The following is a 26,439-nucleotide window of genomic DNA, read 5'->3' as shown; positions in this document are numbered from 1 at the left end:
TGCCGCCGAACAGGAGCACGCCCGTGGCCACCCACGCCCGCCCCGGTCCCCTTCCGGGTCCGTCCTCCGCCGGCCGCCGGGTTCCCGAGCTGGATCCCGGTCTCGTCGGGGAGTGGCGGGACGGCGGAGGGGAACTGATCGACCTCTTCGCCCAGGCCCGCCAACGGCTCGGCGGGGTCGCCGCGTTCCGGCTCGGGCCGCGACCGACCGTACTGGTCACCGGCGCCCCGGCCGTACAGCACGTGCTCGCGCTCCGGCCGGACCGGTACGTGAAGCGCTCGCACCGCGCCCGGCTGCTGATCGGCGACGGGGTCCTGGCCGCGACGGGCGAGGCCTGGCAGCGGCAACGCAAGCTCCTGCAGTCGCAGTTCACCGGCCCGGGAATGCGCCGGTACGAGCAGCGGATCGCCGGGGCCGCCCGGACCACCGCGGCGCGCTGGGCGGCGTACGCCCGCAGCGGGGAGGTCCTCGACGTCGGCGAGGAGATGCGCCGCTTCGCCCTGGACACCATCTGGCGTTCCCTGACCGGGCACCCCCTCGACCCCGCCACGGAGCGTGAACTGGCCGCCGTACCCACCGTGGTGGCCGCGCTGCCGCAGCTGCCCTCCGACGGCGCCGCCGCCCGGCAGGCCGTCTCCGCCGAGCTGGCGGGGATCGACGCCGTGGCGGCCCGTGTCATCGCCGCCGCGCGCGCGGGCGAGGTGGGACCCGACGGCCCGGGCCTGCTGCACGTCCTGCTGGACGCGGCCGGAACGCGCCCCGAGTACACCGACCAGCTGATCCGCGACGAGCTGGTCACCCTGCTGGTCGCCGGTCACGAGACCACCGCCACCACCCTGACCTGGCTCTACCTCCTGCTGGACCGGAACCCGCGGGCGCGCGAGTGGGCCCTCGCCGCGGGCGCCGAGGGGTCCCCCGAGCGGCGGCAGGCCGTCCAGGCGCTCGTCAGCGAAACGCTGCGCTTCTATCCCTCCGCGTGGATCCTGCCGCGCTGCGCCGCGCAGGACGACGTCCTCGCCGGGTACGAGATCGAGGCCGGCACCGACGTCATCGTGTGCCCCTACCTCACGCACCGGGACCCCGGGCTGTGGGAGGACCCCGGACGGTTCGATCCGGGGCGCTTCACCACCCCCGGCCGGCGCCCCGCCCACCCGGGGAGCTACCTCCCCTTCGGCATCGGGCCCCGGGCCTGCCTCGGCCTGCAGTTCGCCCTCCGCGAGTCGACCGCCCTCCTGGAGCAGCTGCTGCCCGCGTACGTCCCGCGCTTCCGCTCGCTCCCCGCCCGGGCCGTGTACGGCCTCACCGTCCGCCCCGACGGCCCCACCCCCGCGGTGCTGGCGGGCGGTGAGGCCGTGGCCCCCTGATCCGCCGCCGGGCGCTCGCCATCGAGCGGGAGGTGGGTCGGGTCCGCTCGCCGATGAACAAGTCGACCGCCCGGCCTCCGGCCACGTACCAACCGCCCGGCCTCCGGCCACGTACCAACCGCCCGGCCTCCGGCCACGTACCAGGGGACCGGCCCTCGGGCGCGGACCGGCCCCCGTCTCCCGGAGTGGGTCCGGGGCGCGGGAGCCGGGGGTGGGGGTGCGGTGGCGGGTCAGTGGGACCGGCGGATCGCCGCACGCGGCGGGCGGGTCTGGGACGGGTCGGTCACCCCGCCGCAGAAGACGCACATGCAGTTGAAGTCCCGCGGCAGGCCGGACCGGCGGGACGCGACGGTCTCGGGCAGCGGGGTCAGGGAGAGGGCGGGGCCGAACGCGTCGACGGGCGGTTCGGGGAAGAGGTCGTTCATGGAGATTCCCTCCTCGTCGTTTGTGGGTGGACGGGTCGTACTCCAGGACACCAGGCGATGCCGGTAGACCGCGTCATACGGTCGGACGACCCTGGTGGACGAGGGCGGGCGCCGCGCGCACGATGTCGCCGCTCACCAGCCGCTCCAGCAGGTCCAGGGCCTCGGCCTCCGGCAGGTCCGCGTCCCGGGCGGCCTCCCGGCCCGTGCGGGTGCCGTCGCAGTGGGCCAGGAGGAGCCCGGTCCCGGCCCCGATCCGGTATGCCTGCAGCGGCGCGTCCCACGCGCGCTGGAGCAGGACGGTCACCTCCGCGCGGGGGAGCCGGACCGGTGCCCCGGCGTCGGTCACGTCGTGTCCGTACGTCGCCACGCGTACTGCCGGTGACAGCACCAGCGGGCCCTCCGCGGTGTGCGGGAGCGGCGCGAAGGGCCCGGTACGGCAGGCCTCGGCGGCGACCGAGTCGTTGAGCAGCAGGTACTGGTCGAGCTCGAACCGGCCGAAGTCGGCCGTGGCGGGCGGCAGGCCGTCGAAGGCCAGCAGGCGCTCGCAGGCCCGCACGATCCCCATCGGTTCGTCGAGGTCCTCCGCGAGGGTGGTCGTCGTCAGGAACGCGTCGAGCAGCTCCGGCTGATGCTCCATCAGTCCGCTCACCGTCCTGGGGAGGCCGATGGAGAGGTGGATCCTGCGCTTGGCGCCGCTCTCCTCTGCCATGAACGCGTAGCTTTCCCCGTCGACGCCGGCCAGCACCGCCAGTTCCGCGTCGGAGAGCCCGAACCGGGCCTGGACCCGGCCGGGATCCTCGCGCAGCACGGGCAGCAGGGTCCCGGGAGAGGCGATGACCGAGGCGAACGCCTCGCGCAGGCCCATCACCGCACCCCCGCCCGTGCGCCCCGGGCACCGTCGAGGATGCGCCGGGCGTGGTCGAGTTCCGCCTGGAGCTCGCCGAAGTCGTCGGGGAAGTTCTGGTCGCGCTCCAGCAGGGTGGCCCGCACGGGGGCCCTGTCCAGCAGCTCCACGAGCAGGTCCCAGACCGCGGGCGGCACCGGTTCGCTGTGCGTGTCCAGGTCCATGTGGTCGTCCTCCCCGCCGGTCCCGCCCGCCAGGTGCACCTGGACGACGCGCTCCACCGGGATCGTGTCGAGGAACTCCATCGCCGAGTAGCCGTGGTTGCGCGCGTTGATGTCCAGGTTGGTCAGGTCCAGCAGCAGCCCGCACTCGCAGTGCTCCATCACCTCGGCGATGAACTGCGCCTCGGACAGCGGTGACAGCAGATCGATGTAGTACGTGACGTTCTCCAGGATCAGGGGCCTGCCGACGGCCGCCTGCACGCGCTGCGCGCGACGGCCCACCTCACGGGCGATGTCCCGGGTCCGGGGCAGCGGGGTGAGGGTCCCCAGGGCCACGCCCGCGGCCCGGGTGAAGCACAGGTGGTCGCTGAACCAGGGTGCGTCGATCTCGTCGACGAGCTGCGCCAGCGCGTCCACGTAGCGGGGCGAGGGCTCGCGCGGGGCACCGATCGACAGCTCCAGTCCGTGCGGCACGATCCGGTACCGGCGGCGCAGCCGGTGCAGGACGTCACGGACGTCGGGCGGCGCGAAGAGGTAGTGCTCGGTGATCACTTCGAGCCAGTCGATCCGGCTCGCGGGGGAGCCGACGGCGTCCTTGATCTCGGTGCGGTAGCCGATCCCCGAGCCGAGGTACGGCAGGCCGGTCACCGGCACGGCGGTGGCGGCGGTGGTGGCGACCGGGGCGGAGCCCGAAGGTGCGGTGGTCATGGAGGGGGTCCTTTCACGGTGCGGGCCGGTGCTCGTGCGGCCTTCTGCGGCCACCGTAGGGACGGGACCGCGACCGCCTCGTCCTGCGGTCGGGCCATTCACGGGACGACGCGACGCCGTCGGCGCCCCGCCCCCCGCGGCCGTCGTCCCCAGGTTCGGCCGGTCGGACGACACCGGCGCGGGCACCCGCGGGCTGCACTGGAGAGGTGATGCGGCCCCCCGCACCACCCGGCCCGGAGTCCCGGACGCACGCATGCCCCCGTCCGGGCCCGTGCCGGCGAGGACCGATCACAGGAGAGGAACGGACACGATGAGGAAGCACCACGACCGTGCGAACGGCACCACCCGGACCGCGGCGGAACGCGACTGGTTCGCCCTGACCGAACTCGCGGGCCGCGGCACGCTGCGGGCCGCCGGCTGGCTGCGCTTCTGCGTCTGCCACGCCCTGAACGCGACCCCGGCTTCCAACCGGCCCGCCGACCAGGCACGCGCCCAGCGGATCGGCCTGGCCGTCGCCACGGCTTCCATCGGCCGCTGAGCCGCCGCTCCGCATGAACACCGCGACGGTCTCCGGCCCGGCCCCCGACGCAGCGGGCGATGCCATGGGACCCGACCCCGTCCACGTGCCGGTACTCGTCGTCGGCGGAAGCCTCAGCGGCCTGTCGGCCGCGGTGCTGCTCGCCCACCAGGGCGTGGGATGCCTGGTGGTGGAACGCCGTTCCGGCATCGGTTCCCACCCCCGGTCACGGGTTCTCACCGCCCGCTCGGGCGAGGTGTTCCGCTCCGTCGGTCTGGAGCCTGCCATCGACGCTGTGAGCCGCCGCCCGAGCGGCTGGTTCGAGGCGCGCACCCTCGCCGACCCCACCTACACCCGGCTCGACCCGTCCGGTGACCCGACCCTGCTGATCAGCCCCGCCGGCAGCCGGCTCTGCGACCAGAACCGCCTCGAACCGATCCTGCTGGCCGACGCCCGCAGCGGTGGCGCGAAGGTGCTCTACGGCTGCGAACTCACCTCCTTCGAGCAGGATCCGCACGGCGTCACCGCCCGGATCCTGGACCGCTCCACCGGCCGGTCCCGCACCGTCCGGTGCTCCTACCTCCTCGCCGCGGACGGCACCCGCAGCCCCGTCCGGGATTCCCTCGGCATCGGGCTGCGCGGCCGCCGCGGCGAACCGCGTTTCCTCAGCACCGTGTTCGCGGCCGACCTCGACCCCGCGCTGCGCGGCCGCCGTCCCACCGCCGTCGTGTTCCCGGGCAGGGAGGTGCTCTTTGCCCGCGGCACCTCGCGGGCACCCCTGTGGGAGTACGGCATCCCCGACAGCCCGTTCCCCGCCGGGGCGTGTGACGACGAGGTCGGCCGCTTCGTCCGGGAGCGGCTGCGCCGGGTCACCGGCCTGCCCGGCCTTGAGCCCGACGTGCGCAGCGTGCTGCGCTGGGGGGCCTCCGCGGTGGTGGCGGAACGGTTCGGCGAGGGCCGGGTCTTCCTGCTGGGCGACGCCGCCCACACCATGCCCGTGGTCGGCGGACTCGGCGGCAACAGCGGGATCCAGGACGCCCACAACCTCGCCTGGAAACTCGCCGCCGTCCTGCACGGCAACGCGGGCCGAGAGCTCCTCGACACCTACGACATCGAGCGGAACCGCGTGGCGGACCACACGCTGTGGCACGTCCTCGCGACCGTCCGCGGGCTGCCCGAGGCACTGCCCCCCGAGACCCTCCAGCTCGGCTACCTCTACCCCGACCCCGCGGGCGGCCCGGACGCCGGCCCCTGCGAGGACCCGTACCGCCCCACCGGCCGCCCCGGCAGCAGGGCCCCGCACCTGTGGCTGGGGCACGACGGCGGCCGCATGTCGGTGCTCGACCTCTTCGGGACCGGGTTCACCCTGCTCGCCGGTCCGCTCGGGCAGCGCTGGCTGCCCGCCGGGGCGCGGGCGGCGGCCGGACTCGGCCTCCCGCTCGCCGTGTACCGGATCGGCGGCCCGGACAGCGCGCTGCGCGATCCGTGCGGGACCTTCCCCACCCGCTACGGCATCGGCCCCGCCGGCGCCGTGCTGGTCCGGCCCGACGGGTACGTCGCCCGGCGGTGGGAGACGGCGCCGCACACCCGGACGGCCCTGGAGCACGCCGTACGCACGGCCCTGGAGCAGCCGGCCGCCCTTTCCCCGGAGCCGGCGTCGAACGCGCCGTGAGGGCGCGGCCCCGACCCGGCCGCGCGCGGCCCGCAGAGCCTGCACGGCGGCGGCGACCAGGCCCACCGCCGCGATGCCCGCACCGGACAGGCGCAGCGCGCCGACCGCGCCGAGGCCGGCCACCAGCGGTCCTCCGAGCGCGGTGCCCAGGGGTACCGACAGCGCCCTGACCGCGGAACTCGCCGCGAGAGCCTGCGGCAGCAGCGCGCCGGGCGCCGAGCGCTGGAAGAGAGCGGTCGACAGCGATGAGTACGGTGGCCAGAGCAGCCCGGCCGCCCCGAAGCAGACGACCGACACGGCCGTCGGGGCACCCAGGCCCAGGGGGAGCATCAGCACGCCGAAACCGATGACCACGCCGACCGTCGTGGGCCCCGGCCGCCACCGGCCGAGAAAGCCGGTGAGCACCGAACCCAGCACCGCGCCGATGCCGAACGCCGTGTAGAACCCCGCCAGGACGCCGGCCGAGGCGCCCAGATCGTCCGACACGTGCAGCGGGAGCGCCACGTACACGGGGCCGAAGAGGAAGAAGAAGGCGAAGGTCAGGGCGAGGAGGCCGGACAGTGCGGGGCTGCGCCGGATCACCGCGAAACCGGCCGCCCGCGAGGCCGTGCGGTCCTCGGGCTCCGGGACCGCGTCCTCGGGGACGGCGACCAGGAAGGTCACCGCCAGGACGAGGAACGTCGCCGCGTCCACGGCCAGCACCGTGGCCGCGCCCCCGAACGCGATCAGCAGCGTGGCCAGCGGTGGCCCCGCCACCGTGGCGATCGAACCCACACCCGACAGTACGGCGTTGCCCGCCAGGTGATCGCGCTCCGGCAGCACCCTGGCGATCAACGTGTAGACACCCGCCTGACCCCAGGAATGCAGCACGGAGGAGAGCGCCAGCAACGCCACGTACCCCTCGATCCCGAGCGCCCCGAAGGCGTGCAGCACCGGGACGGCTCCCAACGCGCCCGCCCGTAACAGTGCGTCCCAGCCGGCCAGCCGGGCGGGCGAGCGGTGGCGCAGAAGGCGGCCGAGCAGCAGCGTGCCCACCGCCCCCGACACGGTGTAGGCAGCCGCCGCCAGCGCCACCCAGAGCCCGCGGTCGGCCGCGGGCGCCAGCTCGATCGCCAGCCAGCCCACCGCCACCACGGCCATGCCGTCACCCAGCGACGAGACGGCGAACCCCGGGAGAATCCGCCGCAGCGTCGTGTGACGGAGCACCGGCCGGTACGGCGAAGAACGCATCACACGATTCAGGTCCGGGCCCACGGGCCACCTCCACGCGTCAGGGGAACCGACCCCACGACCCTGCCCCGTGGACCGGCCCGCGAGGTGGCCTTCACCGTTGGGCGGAAACGTCACGCCCAGCGCGAACCGAGCCGCTCGGGCAGGCGACCAGCGGCCCCTCCCTGCTGTCCGTTCCGGGCCCGCTCAGGGACGTACGCCTGCACACGCGACGGGCAGGGTGCGGGGGCCGCGCAGGACCGCGTTGTGCCGGTAGGGCGGCGGGTCCGCGAGCAGCCGGGGCCGCTCCAGCCGGGCGGCGAACCGGCTCAGCGCGATCTGCGCCTCCAGCCGGGCCAGCGGCGCCCCGAAGCAGCTGTGGATCCCGCTGCCCAGGCCCAGGTGCTGGAGGTCCGGGCGGTCCGGGTCGAACCGCTCCGGGTCGGTGAACTGCTCCGGGTCCCGGTTGCCGGCGGCGAGCACCAGCCACATCGAAGCGCCCGGGGGAATGGTGGTGCCGCGCACCTCGACGGGGGTGAGCGGCGTGCGCTGGGGCAGCAACTGGACGGGGGGTTCGTAGCGGAGGAGCTCTTCCACCAGCGGAGCGGCGAACCCGGGGTCGCCGCGCAGCCGTTCGAGCGCCTCGGGATGCCGCAGCAGGGTGAGCATGCCGTTCGCGATCAGGTTGACCGTGGTCTCGTGCCCGGCGACGAGGAGCAGCGCCGAGGTGGTGAGCAGCTCCATCGTGCTCATCGGTCCGTCCGGGCCGCCGCCCGCCGCGAGGCGGGAGAGCATGTCCTCGCCGGGGTGGCGCCTGCGGTCCTCGATGAGGGCGGCGAGGTAGCCGCCGAGCGCGAGCCGGGCGTCGTGGGAGGCGCGCAGGCGCTCGGTCGGGTCGGGTGCGTCCGGATCGGGGTCGAGGCTCGCCGCGACGGCTTCGGCCCACCCGTGGAACCGGGGCTCGTCCTCGCGGGGCACGCCCAGCAGCCGGCAGATCACGGTCACCGGGAAGGGGTAGGCGAACGCGCCGACCAGGTCGACGCCGTCCGGGTCCGCATCGGATCCGATGCGGTCGATCAGGCCGTCCACGACGGCGGTGAGTTCGGCGCGCATGTCGTGGACCTTGCGCGGGGAGTGCGGCGGGCCGAAGGGGCGGTTGGTCATCCGGCGCAGCCGGTCGTGCTCGGGCGGATCGAGGCGCAGGAAGCCGGGAGGGAGCATGGCCGAGACGCCGCCGTCCGCGCCGCTGCCCGCACCGCCGTTCTCGCCGGCCTCGACCGCCTCGATCAGCGGATCGCCGGGATCCGTCGCGAGGTTGCGGGAGTCGGAGCTGATGCGGGGGTCGTGCAGCAGCCGCTCGATGTCCTGGAACCCGCTGATGACGTACGGGCCGCCGGCCTCGTGCCACACCGGGGTCCGGCGCAGTTCGGCGTACAGCGGGTACGGGTCGGGGCGGCTGGCGTGGTCGAGGATGCGGTGCAGCAGGCTCTGCTCCTGGCTCATGGCGGTGCCTTTCCATCGGCTGCGGGGGAGAGAAGAGGGGAGAGAGGGACGGGGAAGCCCGTGCGGGGCCGCCCGTGCGACGGCACGGGCGGCCCCGCACGGGCGGCGGTCAGGCGGTGGCGCGGCGTGGTGCCAGGGCCTGGTTCCGTGCGGCACATCCACAGCTGGGGCTGAAACAGGCCCGCTTGTCCTCGGCGGACCGGCGGCCGCCGGAACGGAGTTCCAGGCTGAGCGGAACCTGCCGGACGGCGGTGTCCGTGCTCGGGGAGAGGGTGAGGGGTGACATGACCGACTCCTCTGGGATTCGGTGGTCGGACGTCCGGTCCGACGTCTTCTTCCATGGTGGTGACGGCTCTGCGCCCGCACTGTCCTCCGGACGGTCCGTACCGGGACGACAGCGGCCCCCCGGCTTCCTCGCGCCCTTCGACTGATCGGAGTACGCCCCCGCGAGGCGGTGCGTGCTGCCCTGGAAGGTCCCGCAACTCCCCGAAAGGAGGCACCTCATGACCGGACGTCTCGTCCTCGTTCCCGGTGTCGGCGGCGGCCCCTGGCTGTGGCGGCACCAGCTCGACCACCTGTCCGATCTGGTGCGGACCGAGGTACTCGTACTCGACGAACAGGCCACCCGCGCCGAGATGGCCCAGCACGTACTGGACCGGGTGACCGGCACGTTCTCCCTCGCGGGCCACTCGCTGGGCGGCTGGGTGGCCCAGGAGGTGGCGGCGAGGGCACCGGACCGGGTCGAGAAGCTGTTCCTCTGCGACACCTGGACCCGCTCGGCCCCCGGCACCGTCGCCTCCCTCGACGACTACCGCAGACACCTCGAACGGGACCGCGACGGCGCCCTGGAGGCACACTTCGGCCGGCTGCTGGCCCCCGGCCGGTACGCGGACCGGGAGTTCTGCCGGCGACTGCGCGCCTGGCAGCGCCGGATGCCGGTGTCCGGGTACGCACGCCAGCTCCGGGCACTGGCCCGCGACTACCCGACCGTGGACCTGCTCCCGCGGATCGCGGCCGACACCCTGGTGGTACGGGGCCGCCACGACAGGGTCGTCCACCCGGACGAGGCCCCGCTCCTGGCCGCGTCCGTACGCCGTGGCGCGCTCGCCCTGATCGAGGACGCCGGGCACTGCACCCCGATCGAGCAGCCGCAGGCACTGACCGCGGTCATGCGGCTGTGGCTCACCCGCGGCCCGGCCTGAGGGTCCGCGGGCGAGCCGCGATACGGCCGGCGGGCGGGGTCCCTGGAAGGGAACCCGCCCGCCGGCCCGTGGGGTGCGCGGGGCGTACCGCGCCTCAGGAGGCGCCCACCGCCACCGTCTCCCGGGCCGTCACCAGGGCGGCGGCGCGCGGTACGGGGTGGATCAGCCGGTCCACACCGGCCGCCAGCGCACCGCCCACCAGCGGGGCCGCGAGGAACAGCCACAGCTGCGACAGGGCCGGACCGCCGGCGAACACCGCCGGTCCCAGGCTGCGGGCGGGGTTCACCCCGCACCCCGTCAGCGGCAGGCCGACCAGGACCAGCGCGGAGAGGGTGAGGCCGATCGCCGCGCCGCCCGCGCCCGGAGCGGCGTTCCGCCGGGTGACGCCCAGGACCACCAGGACCAGGAGCATGGTCAGCACGGTCTCCGTGAGGAAGGCGCCGGCCCCGTTGATGCCGACCGCGGAGCGGGCCCCCCAGCCGTTGGAGCCGAAGGCGCCGTGCACGGTGAAGCCGGGGATCGCGCGGACCAGCGCGTAGAGCACGCCCGCGCCGACGACACCGCCCGCGCACTGCGCAGCGACATAGCGGACGGCGGTCCGCGGCCCGATCCGCCCGGCCAGCAGCAGGCCGAAGGTCACCGCGGGGTTCAGGTGCGCTCCGGACACCGGTCCGAGCGCGTAGGCGAGGGCCAGCAGGACCAGGCCGAAGACGAGGGCGATGCCGACCGGCCCGATCAGCGGGCCGCCGACGGCGGCGGCCGCCACACCGAAGAAGACGAGCAGGGCGGTACCGGTGAATTCGGCGGCGATGGCGCGGTTGTTCATGATGACGGACTCCCGGACGGTCGTGGAGGGGACGGGGTGTTGCGTTCTTCGACTGTGCGGGAGGGGCTCGCGCCGCCGCGTCGTCCGGAGGGCCGGGCCACCGAGCGGACCGCCGTCCTCCATCCGGTCACCCGAACGCACGACAAGCGGGTACGGGGATGCCCAGGACGCGGTCGCGCAGTACGGGGAGTTCGGCCCGGATACGGTCCACCGCGGCCGGGTCGACATCGGCGGTGAGGACCTCCTCGTCCTCGCCCGCCTCGGCGAGGACCTCGCCCCACGGGTCGACGATCATGCTGTGCCCGGCCTGCCGGACCCCGCCGTGCTCGCCGGCGGCGACGCAGGCCAGCACGAAGCACTGCTCCTCGACGGCCCGCGTACGGACGAACAGCCGCAGGTGGGCGAGGCGCCCGGCGGGCCACGCCGCGGGGACCACCAGGAACCGCGCCCCGGCGTCCAGCAGCGCCCGGAACAGCTCCGGGAAGCGCAGGTCGTAGCAGGTGGCCAGACCCACCGTGCCGAAATCCGCCGGCACGGTCACGATCCGTTCGCCGGCCCCCATCAGGGCCGCCTCCCCGGTGTCGAAGCCGTACCGGTGGATCTTGCGGTAGTGGCCCCGGCGCACCCCGTCCGGGCCGAACAGCAGGGCGGTGTTGTAGAGGGTGCCGTCAGGGTCGCGTTCCACGATGGTCCCGGCGTGCAGCCACACGCCGGCGTCCCGGGCCGCCTCGGACATCGCCAGGGCGGTCGGACCGTCCAGCGGCTCGGCGTCGCGCGGCCAGGTGGCGTGGTTCCAGGCCCCGGCCGCCCACCCTTCGGGCAGGACGACCAGGTCGTCCCCGGCCCGGGCCCGTACGAGGTCAGCCGCCCGGCGGCGGCGGGCCCCCGCGTCCTCGGTCTCGTCGACGCGGAGCTGGATCAGTGTGGCGCGCATGGCGTACTCCTCTCGGGACCGCGCTCTCGCGGCGGCGCCAGCGTAGGAAGGGAGGACGGGCCTACGGACCACCCGGCCGGGCCCACTCCCGGCCCGTGCCGGCTCCTCCGTCCCGCACCCGTTCGGAGGACGCGCACCAGGGGAGGCGCGCACGGACCGGGCGCCGGTGCCGGGCGCCGGCCGTACACCGCGGCCTAGACTGGGACGGTGCACCAGGACGGCAGTGAGGCGGCCAGACGAAGCGCCGTCGGGCACTGGCCGCCGGTGGAACCCGGAGCCGCCGGCGCCGATGCGGTCGCGGCGATCTACCTCGCCTTCGACGAGCAGGCGCAGCGCCTGCGCAGCATCCTGCGGCTCGGCCTGGTGGCGGTCATGGCCCTGGTGGCGTGGGCGGGCACCCCGCCCGACCAGTGGCCGGCCCAGTTCGCGCTGGTCGGCGCGTACGGACTGCTGTCCGTGGGCACCTGGTGGATGTGGCGGCATCGGCCCGGCCGGGCCCGGCGCATCCGCGAGGCGACCCCGATGGCGATCGTGGACGTCGCCGCCGTGTGCGCCCTGCAGTTCCTGTCCGTCGGCAGCTACCTGTCGCTCGGCCTGCTGGCCTTCCTACCGTTCTTCACCGCCACCCACCCCGGCCGCAAGGCGCTCCTGCTGTCGCTGGCGGCCATCGCGGGTGGCGGCGCCGTGCTCGCGGACCCCACCTTCCGGCGGCAGCTCGGTACGGGCCAGGGCGCGGCCATCCTCGCCATGCTCGCCCTGCTGTGCGTCGTCGCCATCGCGGTGTCGCGCGTCCAGGAACGCCGGCTCGCGAGCGTGGCCGCGCTGACCATCAGCCGCTCCGTGCTGCTGGAGGACGTCGTGTCAGCCGAGAGCCGGGAACGCCGCGCCGTCGCCGAGTCCGTGCACGACGGGCCGCTGCAGACGGTCCTGGCCGTCCGCCAGGACCTCGGCCAGGCGCGCAAGGCCCCCGACGGCGGCCCCGCCTACGTGGACCGGGCCTACGAGCTGCTCGCCGACGTCGAACGGGAGCTGCGCCAGGTCAGCGTCACCCTGCACCCGTCCGTGCTGGAGGAGGCGGGCCTGGCCGCGGCCGTGCGGACCTTGGCGGAGACGGCCTCGGAACGGGGCGGCATCACCGTCGACTGCGCCCTGGAGCGCCCCCGCCGGACCCCGGCCGACCCCATGCTCTTCGGGGCGGCCCGCGAGCTCCTCGGCAACGTCGTCCGGCACGCCCGGGCCACGCACGTACGCGTGGGGCTGCGGGACACGGGGACTGCGGTGATCCTGGAAGTGCAGGACGACGGCGTCGGCGTGGATCCGGACCTGCTCGCCGGCCGGCTGGCCGAGGGCCACATCGGAATGGCCTCGCAACGCGCCCGGATCGAGGCCCTGGGAGGACGTATGGAGCTGCTCCCCGTGGAGCGGGGCACCTGGGTACGGGTCACCGTGCCCGTGGACCGGGACCGGGACCCGGACCGGAGCGGGGAGGCGACATGACGTACGGACAGAAGGAAAAGGTGCGCGTGGTGGTCGGCGACGACCACCCCGTGTACCGCGAGGGCATCGTCTCCGCGCTGACCGGCAGCGGCCGCATCGAGGTCGTCGCGGCCGTGGGCGACGGCCGCACCGCACTGGAGGCGATCCGCGAGCACCTGCCCGCGGTGGCCCTGCTCGACTACCGCATGCCGGAACTCGACGGCCTGGAGGTGGCACACGCGGTCGCCCGGGACGAACTGCAGACCCGCGTGCTGCTGCTGTCGGCCACGACCGAGAGCGACGTCGTCTACCGGGCCGTGCAGGAGGGCGCCGCCGGATACCTCTCCAAGGGCGCCGACCGGGACGACATCGTCGCGGCCGTCATGGCCTGCGCCAAGGGCGAGAGCGTGCTGCCGCCCGAGCTGGTCACCGGGCTCGCCTCCGAAGTGCGCTCGCGCGCCCGGTCGGAGGAACCACTGCTCAGCGCCCGCGAACGACAGGTCCTCCAGATGATCGCGCAGGGCCTGTCGGTCCCCGACATGGCCAAGGAGCTCTACCTCGCGCCGACCACCGTCAAGACACACCTGCGCCGGCTGTACGAGAAGCTCGGCGTGTCCGACCGGGGCGCGGCCGTCGCGAAGGCGATGCGGACGCACCTGCTCGAATGACGGCGGCCGTGGTGGTGGTGCGCCCGGGGACGGCCCGTCGTACGGCCCGTCGTAGGGCCCGTCGTCCTGGGCATCGCTCGAACGCATGACGGAGCCCGCGGGGCCCCGCGCCTACCGTGAACGCGTCCTGCACCGCGTGACGCGAGGAGGCGCACATGCTGCCGAAGACCCCACTGCCGGCCGGGCCCCACCCGGCCGCGGACACCGCCCCGCACACCTGGCTGCGGGCCCGCCTGGACGCGGTCCTCCCACGGACGCTCGCCGAGACCGAGCGTCGCCTTCCGGGGCCCGTGCACCGCCGGCTCCGGTCGGCCGCACCCACCGACGCCGAGGGGAGCCGGCCGTGACCGCCACCGTCCCGGACCGGGACACCGGCTACCCGGTCCTGCTCCCCAACGCGCTGGTCGGCCGGTCCCCGGCCGCCAGGCTGTGCCTCGTACGCGGCCGTGGAGCGGTGGTGTGGGACAGCACCGGCCGGGCGCTGATCGACACCCTCGCCGGCCTCGGCCAGTGCGCGGTCGGCTACGGCCGCGAGGAACTGGCCGACGCCGCGGCCGCGCAGATGCGCGAACTGATGGCCTATCCCGTGCACGCCGGACCGGTCAACGAGCCCGCGCTGCTGCTGGCCCGCAGGCTGGTGGCCCTGTCACCGGCCCCCGGCAGCCAGGTCAACTACACCTCCTCGGGCAGCGAGGGCACGGAGACCGCCCTCAAGCTGGCCCGGCTCGCGCACTTCCACCACGGCGGGCGGCACCGGCCGTACGTGCTCGCCCTCGAAGGCTCGTACCACGGCGCGACCGCCGGCGCCCTCGCCGTCACCGCCCGCGACGAGGTCCACCAGGGGCTGGACGCCTCGTCCTCCCGGTACACCGTCCGGCTCACCCGTCCCGACCCGGCCGCCCTCGGCCCGGACGCCGTCCCGTACCTGGTGGCCGAGCTGGAGGAGGTCATCCGGCGCGTCGGAGCCTCTCGTATCGGCGCGCTCATCGGCGAGCCGATCATGGGCGTGGCAGGCAACGTGGTGCCGCCGCCCGGCTACTGGCCCGCCGTCCGGCGTGTCCTCGACGCCCACGGCATCCTGCTCATCGCCGACGAGGTGGCGACCGGATACGGGCGCACCGGCGACTGGTTCGCCTCGCCCGGCCTCGGCCTCGAACCGGACATCGTGGTCACGGCCAAGGCCCTGACGAGCGGATACGTCCCCATGGGGGCGGTCCTGGTCGGTCATCGCGTCCTGGAGATGCTGGACGGCTTCCCCCTGCGGCACGGTTTCACCGCGAGCGGACATGCCACGGCAGCGGCCGTCGCCCTGGCCAACCTCGACATCATCGAACGGGAAGGGCTGGCCCGCCGGGCGGCCGAGACCGGTGCCCGGATGCTGGCGGCGCTTCGCCCGCTGGAGGAACTGCCCTGGGTGCACACGGTGCGGGGCCGCGGCCTGATGCTCGCCGTGGAACTGTCCGGCGACCCGGCGGTCGCGGAACGGGCCCGTTCGATCCCCGCCCGGGCCGCCGACGCGGGCGTACTCCTCCCGCGGGCGGTCGGCGTGATCCGGCTGACCCCGCCGCTCGTGCTCACGGACAGCCAGGCGGAACGGGTCGTGGACGTGGTGACCGCCGAGGTCCGCCGCCTGGGCACGCCCCACGTCCCCGCCGCCTCCGGTCGCCGCACCCCCTGCCCCTGAGCCCGTCGTCGCCCAGGCGGAACGCGAGGAACCCCCGGTCACGGACCGGGGGTTCCTCGCGTGCGGACCGTCGTTCAGGGACGGCAGTGGGTGCAGTGGACGGCCGCCACGGTACGGACGCGGCTCGTGCCGAGCCCCATGGGCACGGTCTGTTCCCGCCGGACGATCCGCAGGTGGTCTCCGCACACGGCGGCCCCGCAGGAGCGGCACATGCCCTCGGCGGGGTGGGCGTGGCCGGCTTCGGTACGACAGGTCAGACAGTTCATCGCAGAGTTCCTTCCGGGACCGCTTCCGCACGGATCGTCAAGCGGCGTTTCACCGGGCAGCGGGGGTTCGCCGCCTTACGGCCACGCTAGGTACGGACCCCGCCCGCCCGGTCATCCGTTCGGTGGTCGGGCGGGACGAAGCGCCCGCCTCCACCGGGGAGGGCGGCAGGGGGTCGTCCTGCCGGTCGTCCGGTCGGACGACGCCGCGCTGAGCGCCCACGGCTTCACTGGACGCATCGGTGCCAGAGGAACCCATCCGCCCTACGAGACCCGCCGGAACCCGGCGCGGCACCGACGGTCACCCACCTCTGGAGGAACAGCTCATGCGCAAGCCCCGTGCTCTCACCGCCGCCGTCCTGACCACCGGCGCTGTCGTCCTGACGGGAACCGCTTTCACCGCTCAGGCCGCGTCGGCAGCCACCACGACGACGCGGGCCTCGGGAATCGAACAGCAGGGAGGTACGAAGCATCTGAACCTGCCGGCCGGCGAGAAGGCGATCAACCTGCCGGCGGGTGGCAAGGAGATCAGGATGCCGGCCGGTGAGAAGGCGATCAATCTGCCGGTGGGTGGCAAGGCGATCAGCAAGCCGGCGGGCGGCAAGGCCATCAACATGCCGGCCGGTGAGAAGGCCATCAACCTGCCGGCGACAGGCAAGGCCATATCGCTCGCCGACGGCCGACTGCCGTCCACCGTGCTCAACGTTCCGTCCACGGTCTTCAAGGCCTGAGACCAGCCGGTCCGGAAGGGCCCGGTGCCTCCCGGCACCGGGCCCTTCCGCATGTCGTGCGCGCCCTCAGCCGTCGGCGGGCCGGTGCGCTGCCACGGAGTGGCGGCGTCGGAGCGTGCCCGTCACGGCCGTCTCCGGCCGGGCACCCGCGGCACGGGCCGCCTCCTCGACCGGCACGGTCGGCAGCGGATGCGGGCTCGGCTCCACGAAGCGGTGCACCCCGGCCCGGACGAGCCGCCGGATCGCCGGAGCCGGCAGGACGGGGCGGCGGGCGTTCTCGTACCAGTGGCGCGCGGTGAGTTCGGTGCCGTCGACACGGGCGCCCGTCACCGTCGAGTACAGCGGGAGCCGGGCACGGCGCGGCCGCAGGTTCGCGGCCTGTGCGACCAGCCGGTCCCGCAGGGGCTCCACGGCGGGGCTGTGGGACGGGACGGTCCCCGCGACCGTCCCTGTCGTCCGATCGGTCCTGAAACAAGCGGATCCGGTGCGGCCCGAAGCAGGACCGCTCGACGCTCGCGGCAGGGGCGGGCGAGGCCGGAGCGTGGAACGTATGACCACACCGCCGCCCACGACACCTCCGATCCGCGCGGTCCTGCGGGGCCGGGCCCTGACCCGGCCTCACGCGGCCGCCCGCATCGGCGGTCTCGTGTGGCTGGCCTCGTCCGTCCAGACCGCGGTGGTGAGCGCGGTCGCCGCCGTGCGGCTGCACTCCCTGGACCTGGCACGGGACATGGTGTCGACGCTCGGAGCCGCCGACTGCGGCGCCGTGAAGGGGCGGTGGGTGTGCTCACCGCTGTCCACCGCCGTGAACCTCTCCTGGGCCCTGGCCGGCGTCGGCCTGGGCGCCGGGGTGCTGCTCGTCCGTCCGCTGCTGCGCCCGGGGCGACGCCGCACCCTTGCGGTCGCCCTGGTCCTGCTCGCCGCGGCGGGCACGGTGCTCGTCGCGGCCAGCCCGTACGACACCCGGCCGGTGCCGCACTACGCGGGCGCGTTCGTGGCCCTGCTGTGCGGGAACCTCGCCGTGACCGTGCTGGCTCCGCTGCTGTCGGGCACCGGGGCCCTGCCGTCGTGGTGGGGACGGTGCGGCCGGGCGATCGGCTGCCTCGGCCTGGCGGCCGGTGTCTGCTTCGGCACCGGCCTGCACGCGCACGCCTTCCAGGGCGGCTTCGAAAGAATCGCGATCTGGCCCCTGGTCCTGTGGGTCCTCGCCAGCGGCCTCCGCCTGGCCTTCCACCGCCCCCGCCACTCCGCCTGACCCTTCCGGCCGGCCCGGAAGGGGCAGGCGGTTCCGGTCTCAGCCGCGGCGGAAGGTCCGGGAGGCCGCCCACAGCATGCACGTGCCCGATACGAGCACCAGGAGCAGTTCCAGCCAGACGGGCACGAGGTAGCGGCCCCACGTCACCCCGGGGGCGGCGGCCGTCGCGCCGACCGCTCCGAGGACCGCCCTGCGGATGGGGTCCACCGCGTACGTGAGCGGGTCGAACCGGGTGGCGACGGACAGCCAGGCCGGCAGCCGGGACAGCGGGAACAGCGCCCCGGAGAGGAAGAACAGCGGCTGCACCACCATCTGGGTCAGCGCCATGAACGACTGCACCGAACGCATCCGCGCCGCCACCAGCACCGCGAAGCAGGAGAAGGTGAACGCCAGCAGGGCCATGTACGCGAACAGTTCGAGCATCAGCGGCAGGTCGTACGGGACACCCACCGTACCGGCGAGCGCGAGCACGATCGTGCCCTGGAACAGGCCCGTGGTCATCCCGCCCAGGCACTTGCCCGTCACGACCGCCGTCCGGCTCACCGGCGCGACCAGCATCTCCCGCAGGAAGCCGAACTCCCGGTCCCACACGATCGACGAGGCCGCCCCGATGGAGGCGAAGACCACGGGCATGGCGAGCGCGCCCGCGTAGACGAAGGTCTGGTACGGGACCCCGTACGCGGACCGGGTCAGTGAACCCAGCCCGCCGCCCAACGCGAACAGGAAGAGCAACGGCTGGAGCAGCGCGGTGGCCACCCGGACCGGTTCGGCCAGCAGCCGGAGCATGTCCCGGTGCCACACCACGCACACGGCCCGCAGCTGGGCCCGCGGGCCCGTGGCGGGGGGCCGGGTGAACGCGGCCGGGGGAGCCGCGACCGGCAGCGCGCGCAGGCCGGCGGCGCTCACCGGGCCCCCCTCCTGCGCGCGGCCCACTCGGCCCGCTCGGTACGGGCCCCGCCCTCGTCGGCCGTCGCGCCTCCGGGACGGTCGGTCCAGGAAAGGAACACGTCGTCCAGCGTCGGCCGGGACACCTCCATGGACCGGACCGGCACGCCCAGCCCGCACGCCAGCCGCGGCAGGAACGCCGCCCCGTCGGGCACCCGTACGACCACCGAGCCGTCGCCGATGTCACCGCGTCCGGACAGCCCGAAACGCGTGCGCAGGGCCGCGATCGCGGCACCCGCGTCCGGAGTGGTGAACCTGACGACGTCGGCTCCCGTACGGGCCTTCAGCTCGGCGGGGGTGCCCAGGGCCACGACGACCCCCTTGTCCATGATCGCGATCCGGTCGCAGACCTCCGCCTCGTCGAGGTAGTGCGTGGTCATGAAGACGGTGACGCCCTCGGTCCGACGCAGGTCGCGGATGCAGTCCCAGAGGTGACGGCGCGTCTGCGGGTCCAGTCCGACGGTGGGTTCGTCGAGGAACAGCACCCGTGGCGCGTGCAGCAGGCCGCGCGCGATCTCCACGCGCCGCCGCATGCCGCCCGACAGCTCCTTCACCTTGCTGCGGCGCCGCTCCGCCAGCCCCACCAGGTCCAGGACGTGGTCGACGCGCGGGGTGACCGCGGACCGGGGCATCCCGTACATCCGGGCGTGGAAGCGGAGGTTGCGCTCCACGGTCAGATGCGAGTCCAGGGTGGACTCCTGGAAGACCAGGCCGATCTGCCGCCGGGTCGCGTCCCGTTCGCGCACGACGTCGTGACCCGCCACGGTCGCGGTCCCCGCGGTCGGTTCCACGAGGGTGCACAGCATTCCGATGGTCGTCGACTTGCCGGCCCCGTTGGGGCCGAGGAAGCCGTAGATCTCCCCGGGACGCACGCTCAGGTCCACCCCGCGTACGGCCTCGACGTCACCGTAGGTCTTGCGCAGGCCGCGGGCCTCGACGGCGGGCGGCGGCGGAGGACCCGGCGGTGGGGGCGGATACGCCGGGGGCGGTGACGGGCGCAGGGACGTGGGGGCTGTGGTCACGGTGGGCTCCTCGGGACGGTCGGTCGCGTGCCGGCCGGAGGCGGGCATGGAGGTCGGGAGGCCGGGTCCTGGACCAGGACCCGGCCTCCCGCGGCCGATCGGCCGGTCAGTGCCGGACCCGCGTGCTGCAGGACGGCGGGGGCGGCGGCGGACCGGCACAGGAGATGCAGCGCATCATCGGGTCGGCGTGCCGGCGGGTGGCCCAGGGCACCGCCGCGAAGCCGAGCTCCGCGGCGGGCCCGGTGCCGGGCGCCGAGGTGGGCGCGGGCGAAGGGGACGTGAGGGACATGCGAGTTGCTCCTCTCGGGGCGGTCGTCCGGACCGGGTCGGGCAAGGTCCGGAAGAGACGGCCTAGCGGTGCGACCGGGACGACGTCCGGGTGCGGCGGGTCCGCGTGGCCGTGTCCGGGGTGACCGTGACGCAGTCTTCGCAGGGCTGCTGACAGGCGGCTTCGGGTGCCTGGACCGCCGCCGGCAGCTGCTCGAATCCGAACGAGCGCGCGGTGCGGGTCGCGGTGGTGGTGTTGTTCATGTGAACTCCCGATCGTGTGAGGCAGGCCCCGGGTTCTGGGACGGCTGCGGCTCTTCCTGTTCGGTGGTGCACGGGCCGGAGGCGGTTCTTTGCGCCGCCGCCGGCGATGTCCGTGCGGGGGGCCGGAGTACGGCGCGGGGGTGGTGCGCCGTTCAGCGACAGCCACCACGTTAGGAAGACTCCCGGGACGGACATGTCCTGCGATCGGACGTCAGCCCGGACGAACCGGCCCGCTCCTCCGGTCCCCGGCGGACACGCCGCCCGGCGGCGGCCCGGGGATCCGACCGGCCGATCGACCGTTCGCAGGACGGGAGCCGGCCGGGCCGGTCCCTAGCGTCGGGAGGGACCGCAGCGGGGACGACCGCGACCGCCGTCCGACCCGCCACCGCCGTCCGAGGAGACACCCATGTCCGCACACCTGCCGCACCTCGGTTCCGGGCTCGGATTCCGCCGGGAACTGGCCGACGGGATCGCCGAGTCCGGTACCGGCGTCGACTGGCTGGAAGTCATCACCGAGCGCTTTCTGTTCGCACCCGAGGACACCCGCGAGGCCCTGCGCGAGCTGCGCCGCGGCCACCCGCTGGTCCCGCACGGCCTGGAACTCTCCCTGGGCTCGTCGCAGCCCCCCGACCCGCGCTACGTGCACGCGCTCGCCGAGCTCGTCGAGGAGATCGGCGCCCCCTGGTTCAGCGACCACCTCTGCTTCACCCGGGCCGACGCCATCTCCGTGGGCACGCTGGCACCGCTGCCGCGCAGCCGCGCCGTCGCCCGGCACGTCGCGCGCAACGCCCAGCGGGCGCAGGACGAGGTGGGGGTCCCGCTGATCCTGGAGAACATCACCTACCACATCGACCTGCCGCACCCCCTGACGGAGGCCCAGTTCATCGCCGAGGTGATGGAGCACTGCACGTGCGGACTGCTGTTGGACCTCACCAACCTCGACATCAACTCCCGCAACCACCACTACGACGTGGGCGACTTCCTCGACACGATCCCGCTGGAACGCGTCGTCCAGGTGCACCTCGCCGGCGGCACGCAGGACCCGGACGGCACGGCCCGCGACACCCACAGCGCGCCCGTCCCCGAACGGGTGTGGGGACTGCTGGCCGAACTGTCCGCCCGCGCCGACATCAAGGCCACCCTGCTGGAACGGGACCAGGACTTCCCCGAGGACTTCTCGGAGATCGCCGCCGAGATCGCCCGGGCCCGCGACACCGCCGGGTGGGGCTCCGGGGCGGCGCGGCCCGGCGTACCGGCCTCCGGGCCCGGGCGCGGGGAGGAGGCGCGATGACCGTGATCGACGCGCTCGCGGCGCTGCTCGCGAGCCCCCTGCTGACCGCCGCCGAACTGCACGACGACCCCGAGGCGGTACGCGCCCGCTTCGGGCTGACCGAGGAGGACCTCGCGCTCCTCGCCGGGGTCCCGGACGCCGCGTACGCCAGGGTGGCGCGGGACGTCGCCGCGAAGTACAGCCGGGTGGTCGCCCAGGCGATGCCGGACACGGTCGACGAAGTGACGGAACGACACCGCGGCGTCCTGGAGGACTACTTGGCCGCGACGGTGCGCCTCCCGCACCCGGACGACCCGGTCGGCTCGGTACGGGCGGCGGAGTCGTTCCTGGGGTACGCGGCCGGCCGACTCCCGGCGGGGCTCGTCGAGTTCGGCCGGTTCGAACTGGAGCGCCTCCGGCTGAGCCGCGACGACATCGCCTCCGACGCCGCCCGGCACCGGTACGAGACCGGGGCCCGGCAGCAGCGGGAACTCGGCGAGACCTGGATCGACCACGGCGTCCCCGTCGTGCCGGCGACCGTCCTGGTCGTCTCCTACGGCCACGACGTGACCGCCCCCGAGGCGCCCGCGCACATCCCGGACGTCCCGGTCACGGTGGCGCTGCAACGCGTGTGGCGGGAACCCGTGCGCGCGTTCCGGCTCGAACCCGGGACCCGGGACCTGCTCGCCCTGTGCGACGGCACCCGGACCGCCCGGCGGGCGGCCGCCGAGGCCGGGGCCCCTCCCGCACAGGCGGGCGAGGTACTGCTGGCACTGGCCCGGGCGGGGCTCCTCGTCCCGCGCGGGGGACCGGACGGATGACGGCTCCCGCGCGGAGGGGGGTGGCCGGCCCGACCGTCCGAGGGGGTCCGATCGGACGAACGGCGCGTGGCCCCCGTCACGCCCCGGTCGGAGGATCACAGGGCCCGGCGGGATCCGTAATGTCGAATGTGTGCACAGGGAAGACCAACAGAACAGCAGGGACAGCATTCGGAACGTCCGCGACATGGGGAGCATGCGCGGCTGTGACGGCAACCGCTCACCGGGCATGCGGACCGGCGGTGACCAATCCGTGAGTAGACCCCCACAGCACATTCCGAAACGTACCTGCGCTTCACCGGGCCGGCGACCAGCCGGCCTTTTTCCTGCGCCCGCGCGGCCGCACCCGGCTCCGCGCGCCCGGACCACGCGAACGGGGTTCACTGGGGGAGTGGACGCCGGCAGGGACGGAGCGGGCCCGGTACGCGGGGCCCTGCGCGCCGTCCGGGACGTACTCGACGCCAGCGACCCCGGGCTGGTCCGGCTGGTCGGAGCGGCCCACACCGTCGGTGCGATCTGCCTGGCCCTCGCCGTGCTGTGGGCCCTGGGCTTCGGCACGTCGTTCCTGGTCGCGGCGGGCTCCTCCGCGCTGGTGTGGTCGATGGTGCTGACCGGGCCGAAGGAGGGGGAGCAAGCCGTCACGCACGCGCTCGGCCTGCCCGCCGCACTGCTGGCGGCCACCGCGGCCGTGCTGCTCGCACCGTACCGGGTGGTGTCGGGGGCGGTCTTCGTGGTGCTGCTGTTCGTGACGGTGTACGTCCGCCGCTACGGGCCCCGGGGGACCGCACTGGGCATGAACGCCTTCCAGATGTACTTCGTCATGCAGTTCGTGCCCCTGCCCGCCGACCAGCTGCCCCGGCTGTGGGCGGCCCTGGCGGTGGCCTTCGGCTGTGGGGCCGTCGTGCGGTTCGTCCTGCTGCGGACCTCGCCGGACCGGTCCTTCGTACGGCTGCGCAGGTCCGTACGGGCCTGCCTCGCGGACGTGGCCGAGGCGCTGGCGGCGCTCGCCGACGGTGACGGCGCCACCTCGGGGGACCGCGACCGCGCGGGCCGGACCACGGCGCTGCGGCGCCGGCTGCGGCGGCTGCACACGTGCGCGCTGATGCTCCAGGACAGCGTCGAGGCGTGCGCCGCCCCGGCGGTCGCCGCGCGGGTGCGGACCCGGATGACCGAGACGGACGTACGGGCCGAACGGCTCGCGGTGATGCTGCTGCGGGCCGGGCAGGACGGCGGCACGTCCGGGCAGGACTTCGCCCATCACCTGTACCTGCCGGGACCCGGTACCCGCGCGGGCGGGCCCGCCGCGGGCGGCGACTCCTTGGCGGCCCGGCTGCGGGCCCTCCCGGAGACGCTGGCCCGGGGCGGAACGCCCGCCGACGCCGCGGTGCCCGCCTCGCCCCGGCCGGACGCCGGGCCCGCCCCGGCCGTCGCCGACGCCCACCAGGCGCTGACGGACTTCGAGCAGGCGGCGGCCGGGCTCCGCGAGGCGTTCCGGTGGTCTCCGGGAACCCGGACGGCCCCGGCGGAGGCGCCCGCTCCGGAGGCCTCACCCGCTGCGCCCGCCGTACCCCCGGCATCCGCACCCCCGAAGCCGGAGCCGGAGCCGGAGCCGGAGCCGGAGCCGGAGCCGGAGCCCGGCGGACTGCGCCGGCCGACCACCCGTGCGGCCGTCCAGGTGGCCTGCGGCGCCACCGTCGCGACCGCCGGCGGGCAGCTGATCTCCGCCGACCACTGGTACTGGGCGGTGCTCGCCTGCTGGATGGTCTTCTTCAACACCTCCTCCACGGGCGAGATCGCCCTCAAGGGGTCCCGAAGGGTGGCCGGGACGCTGGCGGGGGCGTTCGTCGGCCTGTTCGTCGCCTCGGCTCTCGCCGGCCTCCCCTGGCCGGCCTTCGTCCTCACCCTCGTCTGCGTCTTCGGCATGGCCTACACGGCCGCGCTGTCCTACACCGCGGCCACCTTCTTCATCACGCTGATGATCGCCCTGCTCTCCGACCTGCTCGGCACCTACACGGACGGCCTGCTGCTGATCCGGATCGCCGAGACGACGTTCGGCGTGCTGTGCGGGGTGGCGGCCGCCGTCCTCGTGCTGCCCCGCGCGACCGGGCAGCGTACCGACGCACTGCTCGCCGACGCCCTGCGGTCACTGGCCGACGCCGTCACGACGACCGTCCGCCGGCTGACCTCGCCGGCTGCGGACCCCTCCCCGGACGCCCTGGTCCGCGCCGCGCACGCCGCCGACCGCCGCGTGGAGGAACTGGCCCGCTCGCTCACCCCGCTGGTGCACCCCGTCGCACCGCACCGGGCCCGTCGACAGACCTCCCTCTACGTGCTGGGGCTGCTGGAGACCTGCGCCTACCACGTACGGGTGCTCGCGGTGGAGGCCGGCCGCGGTGCACCGGGGAGCTGGTCGGCCTCGCCGGCCCGGCCGGTGCTGGAGGAGCGGGCGCGGACGGTCGCCGTCCGTCTGGAGGCGCTGGCCGCCGAGGGGCGCGCGGGCCAGGCGCAGCCTCCCGTGGCGGACGTCGCGCCGGGAACCGGGCCACCCGCCCCGGACGAGGCCCGCGTCCTGATGCACTTCCGCCGGCTGGACGACGACGTACGGGCCATCGCCGGGGCCCTGCCACGGCCCGGGCCACCGGACCCGGCCGGCGGGGGCGGACACGGAAGGGAGCCGCAGTGAACGGATACGCGGCCGTCTACGAGGTGGTGGCGCAGCCGCCCCACCGCCCGGCGGGCCCGACCGCCGGGGACCGCCTCGGTACGGTCCACGCGGCGGAGACCGACGACAGCGGGCTCCGCGCCGGCCCGCTCACGCTGTGCGGGCGCAGCACCGCCGGGATGCCGGCCGCACCCGGCGACCGGCCCGGTGCGGCCGGTGACGCCTGGTGGCCGCAGATCAGCGGCGTCCGGATCTGCGCGGCCTGCGACCGCGAAACCTGACGCCCGGACCTGACGCCCGGCGCGGGCAGGCAAACAGCGGGCGCCGGGCCGGGCGTCACGCGGGGCGGCCCGTGCCGTCGGCCAGCCACGGCAGCCGGTGCCCCATGCGGTCGCGCTTGGTCACCAGGTAGCGGATGTTGTCGGCGCAGGCCGGCGCGGGCAGCGGCTCCACGCCCGTGACCGGCACCCCCAGCGAGGCCAGCGCCCGTGCCTTGTCCGGGTTGTTGGACAGCAGTCGGCAGGAGCGTACGCCCAGGTCGCCGAGGATGCCGGCGGCCGCCGTCCAGTCCCGGGCGTCGGCCGGCAGGCCCAGGTCCAGGTTGGCGTCGACGGTGTCACGCCCGGTCTCCTGCAGGGCGTACGCGCGCAGTTTCTGCACCAGGCCGATGCCCCGCCCCTCGTGGTCGGCCAGATAGACCACCACGCCGCGCCCGTCCGCCGCGATGCGCCGCAGCGCCTCGTCCAGCTGCGGTCCGCAGTCGCAGCGCAGGGAGCCGAAGACGTCCCCGGTCAGACAGCCGGAATGGAGGCGGACGGGGACATCGGTGCCGTCGGACACCCGGCCCTGCCCGTCGAGGCCACCGGCGACGAGGGCCACGTACTCGGAGCCCGTCGCCCCGTCCCGGTAGCCGACCGCGGTGAAGGTCCCGTACGTGGTGGGCAGGCACACGGTGGCGGCGCGCTCGACGCGGTGGGCGGCGCGCCGCAGGTACCGGATCAGGTCCGCGATGGAGATGATCGCCAGCCCGTGTTCGCGGGCGAAGGCGAGCAGCCGCGGCAGCCGGGCCATGGTTCCGTCGTCGTTGACGATCTCCGCGATCACGCCGACGGGCGGCAGCCCGGCGAGCCGTGTCAGGTCCACGGCGGCCTCGGTGTGCCCGGGGCGTTCGAGGACCCCGGCCGCGACGGCGCGCAGCGGGAAGACGTGGCCGGGCCGGGTCAGGTCGGAGGGTCCGGTGCCGGGGTCGGCGAGCAGGCGTACGGTCCGGGCCCGGTCGGCCGCCGAGATGCCGGTCGTGACACCCGTGCGGGCATCGGTGGACACGGCGTACGCGGTGCCCTTGGGGTCCTCGTTGACGGCGGCCATCGGGGGCAGCCGGAGGGAGTCGAGGAGTGCTCCGGTCATGGGGGCGCAGATCACCCCGGAGGTGTGCCGGACGGTGAAGGCCATCAGCTCGGGGGTGGCGTGGACCGCGGCGAACACCAGGTCGCCCTCGTTCTCGCGGTCCTCGTCGTCGACCACGACGACGGGGCGGCCCGCGGCGATGTCCGCGACCGCCCGTTCGACGGTGTCGAGCGCGGGGCCGCCGCCCGGCCCGGGGGTCCGGGGGTCTGCGCCGTCGGCGGCGGTGTCGGTGCTGCGGTCGGGGTGGCTGTCCATGGGAGGTGGCCTTCCGGGTCGCGGGCG

General features: G+C 75.0%; 28 protein-coding genes and 1 pseudogene. 14 read left to right on the top strand and 15 right to left on the bottom strand.

What is annotated here, in order from left to right:
- Positions 1-23 precede the first annotated feature (23 nt).
- Positions 24-1,364 (top strand): cytochrome P450, encoded by a 1,341-nt coding sequence (locus ACFYZ4_RS05535; RefSeq protein ID WP_390783140.1) that lies wholly within the window; start codon positions 24-26, stop codon positions 1,362-1,364.
- 230 nt (positions 1,365-1,594) lie between these two features.
- On the opposite strand, the gene ACFYZ4_RS05530 is transcribed toward ACFYZ4_RS05535, so the two are convergent.
- The 3 genes from ACFYZ4_RS05530 to ACFYZ4_RS05520 form a co-directional block, all read right to left on the bottom strand.
- Complete coding sequence (locus ACFYZ4_RS05530) at positions 1,595-1,789, bottom strand: hypothetical protein (protein WP_390783139.1); 195 nt, start codon at positions 1,787-1,789, stop codon at positions 1,595-1,597.
- Between the two features lie 73 nt (positions 1,790-1,862).
- Positions 1,863-2,654, bottom strand: a complete 792-nt coding sequence (locus tag ACFYZ4_RS05525) for a hypothetical protein (RefSeq protein WP_351298185.1) — start codon at positions 2,652-2,654, stop codon at positions 1,863-1,865.
- Positions 2,654-3,562 carry a DUF692 family multinuclear iron-containing protein gene (locus tag ACFYZ4_RS05520; protein ID WP_390783138.1) on the bottom strand — a complete coding sequence of 303 codons (909 nt, stop codon included), beginning with the start codon at positions 3,560-3,562 and terminating at the stop codon, positions 2,654-2,656. The genes ACFYZ4_RS05525 and ACFYZ4_RS05520 overlap by 1 nt, the downstream gene beginning before the upstream one ends.
- A 310-nt stretch (positions 3,563-3,872) precedes the next feature.
- Between ACFYZ4_RS05520 and ACFYZ4_RS05515 the strand changes: the two genes are divergently transcribed.
- The gene (locus ACFYZ4_RS05515) at positions 3,873-4,100 is read left to right on the top strand and encodes a hypothetical protein (protein ID WP_351298190.1); all 228 of its coding nucleotides are present in this window, start codon (positions 3,873-3,875) and stop codon (positions 4,098-4,100) included.
- Positions 4,101-4,113: 13 nt separating this feature from the next.
- Complete coding sequence (locus ACFYZ4_RS05510; protein WP_390783137.1) at positions 4,114-5,751, top strand: FAD-dependent monooxygenase; 1,638 nt, start codon at positions 4,114-4,116, stop codon at positions 5,749-5,751.
- Positions 5,752-5,805: 54 nt separating this feature from the next.
- On the opposite strand, the pseudogene ACFYZ4_RS05505 reads toward ACFYZ4_RS05510, so the two are convergent.
- The 3 genes and pseudogenes from ACFYZ4_RS05505 to ACFYZ4_RS05495 form a co-directional block, all read right to left on the bottom strand.
- A pseudogene (locus ACFYZ4_RS05505) lies at positions 5,806-6,981 on the bottom strand (MFS transporter); the annotation flags it as partial.
- A 186-nt stretch (positions 6,982-7,167) separates the two neighbouring features.
- Positions 7,168-8,463 carry a cytochrome P450 gene (locus tag ACFYZ4_RS05500; protein ID WP_390783136.1) on the bottom strand — a complete coding sequence of 432 codons (1,296 nt, stop codon included), beginning with the start codon at positions 8,461-8,463 and terminating at the stop codon, positions 7,168-7,170.
- A 109-nt stretch (positions 8,464-8,572) separates the two neighbouring features.
- Entirely contained in the window at positions 8,573-8,749 is a 177-nt protein-coding gene (locus ACFYZ4_RS05495) for a hypothetical protein (protein WP_351298199.1), read from the bottom strand.
- 217 nt (positions 8,750-8,966) lie between these two features.
- Here ACFYZ4_RS05495 and ACFYZ4_RS05490 point away from each other — a divergent pair, with 217 nt between their 5' ends.
- A complete protein-coding gene (locus ACFYZ4_RS05490) occupies positions 8,967-9,665 on the top strand; it encodes an alpha/beta fold hydrolase (RefSeq protein WP_390783135.1) in 699 nt (232 codons plus the stop codon).
- Between the two features lie 94 nt (positions 9,666-9,759).
- Here ACFYZ4_RS05490 and ACFYZ4_RS05485 read toward each other — a convergent pair whose 3' ends face one another.
- Both ACFYZ4_RS05485 and ACFYZ4_RS05480 read right to left on the bottom strand, forming a co-directional pair.
- Positions 9,760-10,491 (bottom strand): aquaporin, encoded by a 732-nt coding sequence (locus ACFYZ4_RS05485; RefSeq protein WP_351303511.1) that lies wholly within the window; start codon positions 10,489-10,491, stop codon positions 9,760-9,762.
- 127 nt (positions 10,492-10,618) lie between these two features.
- Positions 10,619-11,425, bottom strand: a complete 807-nt coding sequence (locus ACFYZ4_RS05480) for a nitrilase-related carbon-nitrogen hydrolase (RefSeq protein ID WP_351303508.1) — start codon at positions 11,423-11,425, stop codon at positions 10,619-10,621.
- Positions 11,426-11,632: 207 nt separating this feature from the next.
- Between ACFYZ4_RS05480 and ACFYZ4_RS05475 the strand changes: the two genes are divergently transcribed.
- From ACFYZ4_RS05475 to ACFYZ4_RS05460, 4 genes are all read left to right on the top strand, one after another.
- Positions 11,633-12,922: a sensor histidine kinase gene (locus ACFYZ4_RS05475; protein ID WP_390783134.1), complete on the top strand. Its 1,290-nt coding sequence runs from the start codon at positions 11,633-11,635 to the stop codon at positions 12,920-12,922.
- A complete protein-coding gene (locus tag ACFYZ4_RS05470) occupies positions 12,919-13,569 on the top strand; it encodes a response regulator transcription factor (RefSeq protein ID WP_351303503.1) in 651 nt (216 codons plus the stop codon). Before ACFYZ4_RS05475 ends, ACFYZ4_RS05470 begins: the two co-directional genes overlap by 4 nt.
- Positions 13,570-13,724: 155 nt before the next feature.
- Positions 13,725-13,916, top strand: coding sequence for a hypothetical protein (locus ACFYZ4_RS05465; RefSeq protein ID WP_351303500.1), 192 nt, complete (start codon positions 13,725-13,727; stop codon positions 13,914-13,916).
- Positions 13,913-15,253: an aspartate aminotransferase family protein gene (locus tag ACFYZ4_RS05460; RefSeq protein ID WP_384345425.1), complete on the top strand. Its 1,341-nt coding sequence runs from the start codon at positions 13,913-13,915 to the stop codon at positions 15,251-15,253. The genes ACFYZ4_RS05465 and ACFYZ4_RS05460 overlap by 4 nt, the downstream gene beginning before the upstream one ends.
- A 74-nt stretch (positions 15,254-15,327) precedes the next feature.
- On the opposite strand, the gene ACFYZ4_RS05455 is transcribed toward ACFYZ4_RS05460, so the two are convergent.
- Positions 15,328-15,519: a hypothetical protein gene (locus ACFYZ4_RS05455; protein WP_351303495.1), complete on the bottom strand. Its 192-nt coding sequence runs from the start codon at positions 15,517-15,519 to the stop codon at positions 15,328-15,330.
- A 323-nt stretch (positions 15,520-15,842) separates the two neighbouring features.
- Between ACFYZ4_RS05455 and ACFYZ4_RS05450 the strand changes: the two genes are divergently transcribed.
- Complete coding sequence (locus ACFYZ4_RS05450) at positions 15,843-16,247, top strand: hypothetical protein (protein ID WP_390783133.1); 405 nt, start codon at positions 15,843-15,845, stop codon at positions 16,245-16,247.
- Positions 16,248-16,313: 66 nt separating this feature from the next.
- On the opposite strand, the gene ACFYZ4_RS05445 is transcribed toward ACFYZ4_RS05450, so the two are convergent.
- The gene (locus ACFYZ4_RS05445) at positions 16,314-16,805 is read right to left on the bottom strand and encodes an acyltransferase domain-containing protein (protein WP_390783132.1); all 492 of its coding nucleotides are present in this window, start codon (positions 16,803-16,805) and stop codon (positions 16,314-16,316) included.
- On the opposite strand from ACFYZ4_RS05445, the gene ACFYZ4_RS05440 reads away from it, so the two are divergent.
- A complete protein-coding gene (locus ACFYZ4_RS05440; protein WP_351303487.1) occupies positions 16,798-17,502 on the top strand; it encodes a DUF998 domain-containing protein in 705 nt (234 codons plus the stop codon). The two genes, ACFYZ4_RS05445 and ACFYZ4_RS05440, sit on opposite strands and share 8 nt — an antisense overlap.
- Before the next feature lie 39 nt (positions 17,503-17,541).
- On the opposite strand, the gene ACFYZ4_RS05435 is transcribed toward ACFYZ4_RS05440, so the two are convergent.
- The 4 genes from ACFYZ4_RS05435 to ACFYZ4_RS05420 all read right to left on the bottom strand — a co-directional run bounded on the left by ACFYZ4_RS05435 (position 17,542) and on the right by ACFYZ4_RS05420 (position 20,000).
- The gene (locus ACFYZ4_RS05435; protein ID WP_390783131.1) at positions 17,542-18,408 is read right to left on the bottom strand and encodes an ABC transporter permease; all 867 of its coding nucleotides are present in this window, start codon (positions 18,406-18,408) and stop codon (positions 17,542-17,544) included.
- A complete protein-coding gene (locus ACFYZ4_RS05430; RefSeq protein ID WP_390783130.1) occupies positions 18,405-19,469 on the bottom strand; it encodes an ATP-binding cassette domain-containing protein in 1,065 nt (354 codons plus the stop codon). The genes ACFYZ4_RS05435 and ACFYZ4_RS05430 overlap by 4 nt, the downstream gene beginning before the upstream one ends.
- A 106-nt stretch (positions 19,470-19,575) precedes the next feature.
- Positions 19,576-19,758 carry a hypothetical protein gene (locus ACFYZ4_RS05425; RefSeq protein WP_390783129.1) on the bottom strand — a complete coding sequence of 61 codons (183 nt, stop codon included), beginning with the start codon at positions 19,756-19,758 and terminating at the stop codon, positions 19,576-19,578.
- Between the two features lie 62 nt (positions 19,759-19,820).
- Complete coding sequence (locus ACFYZ4_RS05420; RefSeq protein WP_351288272.1) at positions 19,821-20,000, bottom strand: hypothetical protein; 180 nt, start codon at positions 19,998-20,000, stop codon at positions 19,821-19,823.
- A 406-nt stretch (positions 20,001-20,406) separates the two neighbouring features.
- Between ACFYZ4_RS05420 and ACFYZ4_RS05415 the strand changes: the two genes are divergently transcribed.
- The 4 genes from ACFYZ4_RS05415 to ACFYZ4_RS05400 all read left to right on the top strand — a co-directional run bounded on the left by ACFYZ4_RS05415 (position 20,407) and on the right by ACFYZ4_RS05400 (position 25,031).
- A complete protein-coding gene (locus ACFYZ4_RS05415; RefSeq protein ID WP_351288275.1) occupies positions 20,407-21,291 on the top strand; it encodes a DUF692 domain-containing protein in 885 nt (294 codons plus the stop codon).
- A complete protein-coding gene (locus ACFYZ4_RS05410; protein WP_390783128.1) occupies positions 21,288-22,091 on the top strand; it encodes a hypothetical protein in 804 nt (267 codons plus the stop codon). Before ACFYZ4_RS05415 ends, ACFYZ4_RS05410 begins: the two co-directional genes overlap by 4 nt.
- A gap of 388 nt (positions 22,092-22,479) precedes the next feature.
- Positions 22,480-24,771 (top strand): FUSC family protein, encoded by a 2,292-nt coding sequence (locus tag ACFYZ4_RS05405; protein WP_390783127.1) that lies wholly within the window; start codon positions 22,480-22,482, stop codon positions 24,769-24,771.
- A complete protein-coding gene (locus ACFYZ4_RS05400) occupies positions 24,768-25,031 on the top strand; it encodes a hypothetical protein (protein ID WP_351288283.1) in 264 nt (87 codons plus the stop codon). Before ACFYZ4_RS05405 ends, ACFYZ4_RS05400 begins: the two co-directional genes overlap by 4 nt.
- Positions 25,032-25,086: 55 nt before the next feature.
- Here the strand turns inward: ACFYZ4_RS05400 and ACFYZ4_RS05395 are convergent, their stop codons facing one another.
- The gene (locus ACFYZ4_RS05395; protein WP_390783126.1) at positions 25,087-26,412 is read right to left on the bottom strand and encodes a bifunctional 3,4-dihydroxy-2-butanone-4-phosphate synthase/GTP cyclohydrolase II; all 1,326 of its coding nucleotides are present in this window, start codon (positions 26,410-26,412) and stop codon (positions 25,087-25,089) included.
- Between the last annotated feature and the right edge of the window lie 27 nt (positions 26,413-26,439).

This window comes from Streptomyces sp. NPDC001513, from assembly GCF_042894695.1.
In the GTDB taxonomy this organism is placed as follows: Bacteria; Actinomycetota; Actinomycetes; order Streptomycetales; family Streptomycetaceae; genus Streptomyces.
Note: the sequence above shows the minus strand (reverse complement) of the source record. Positions and strands in the feature narration are given on the sequence as shown.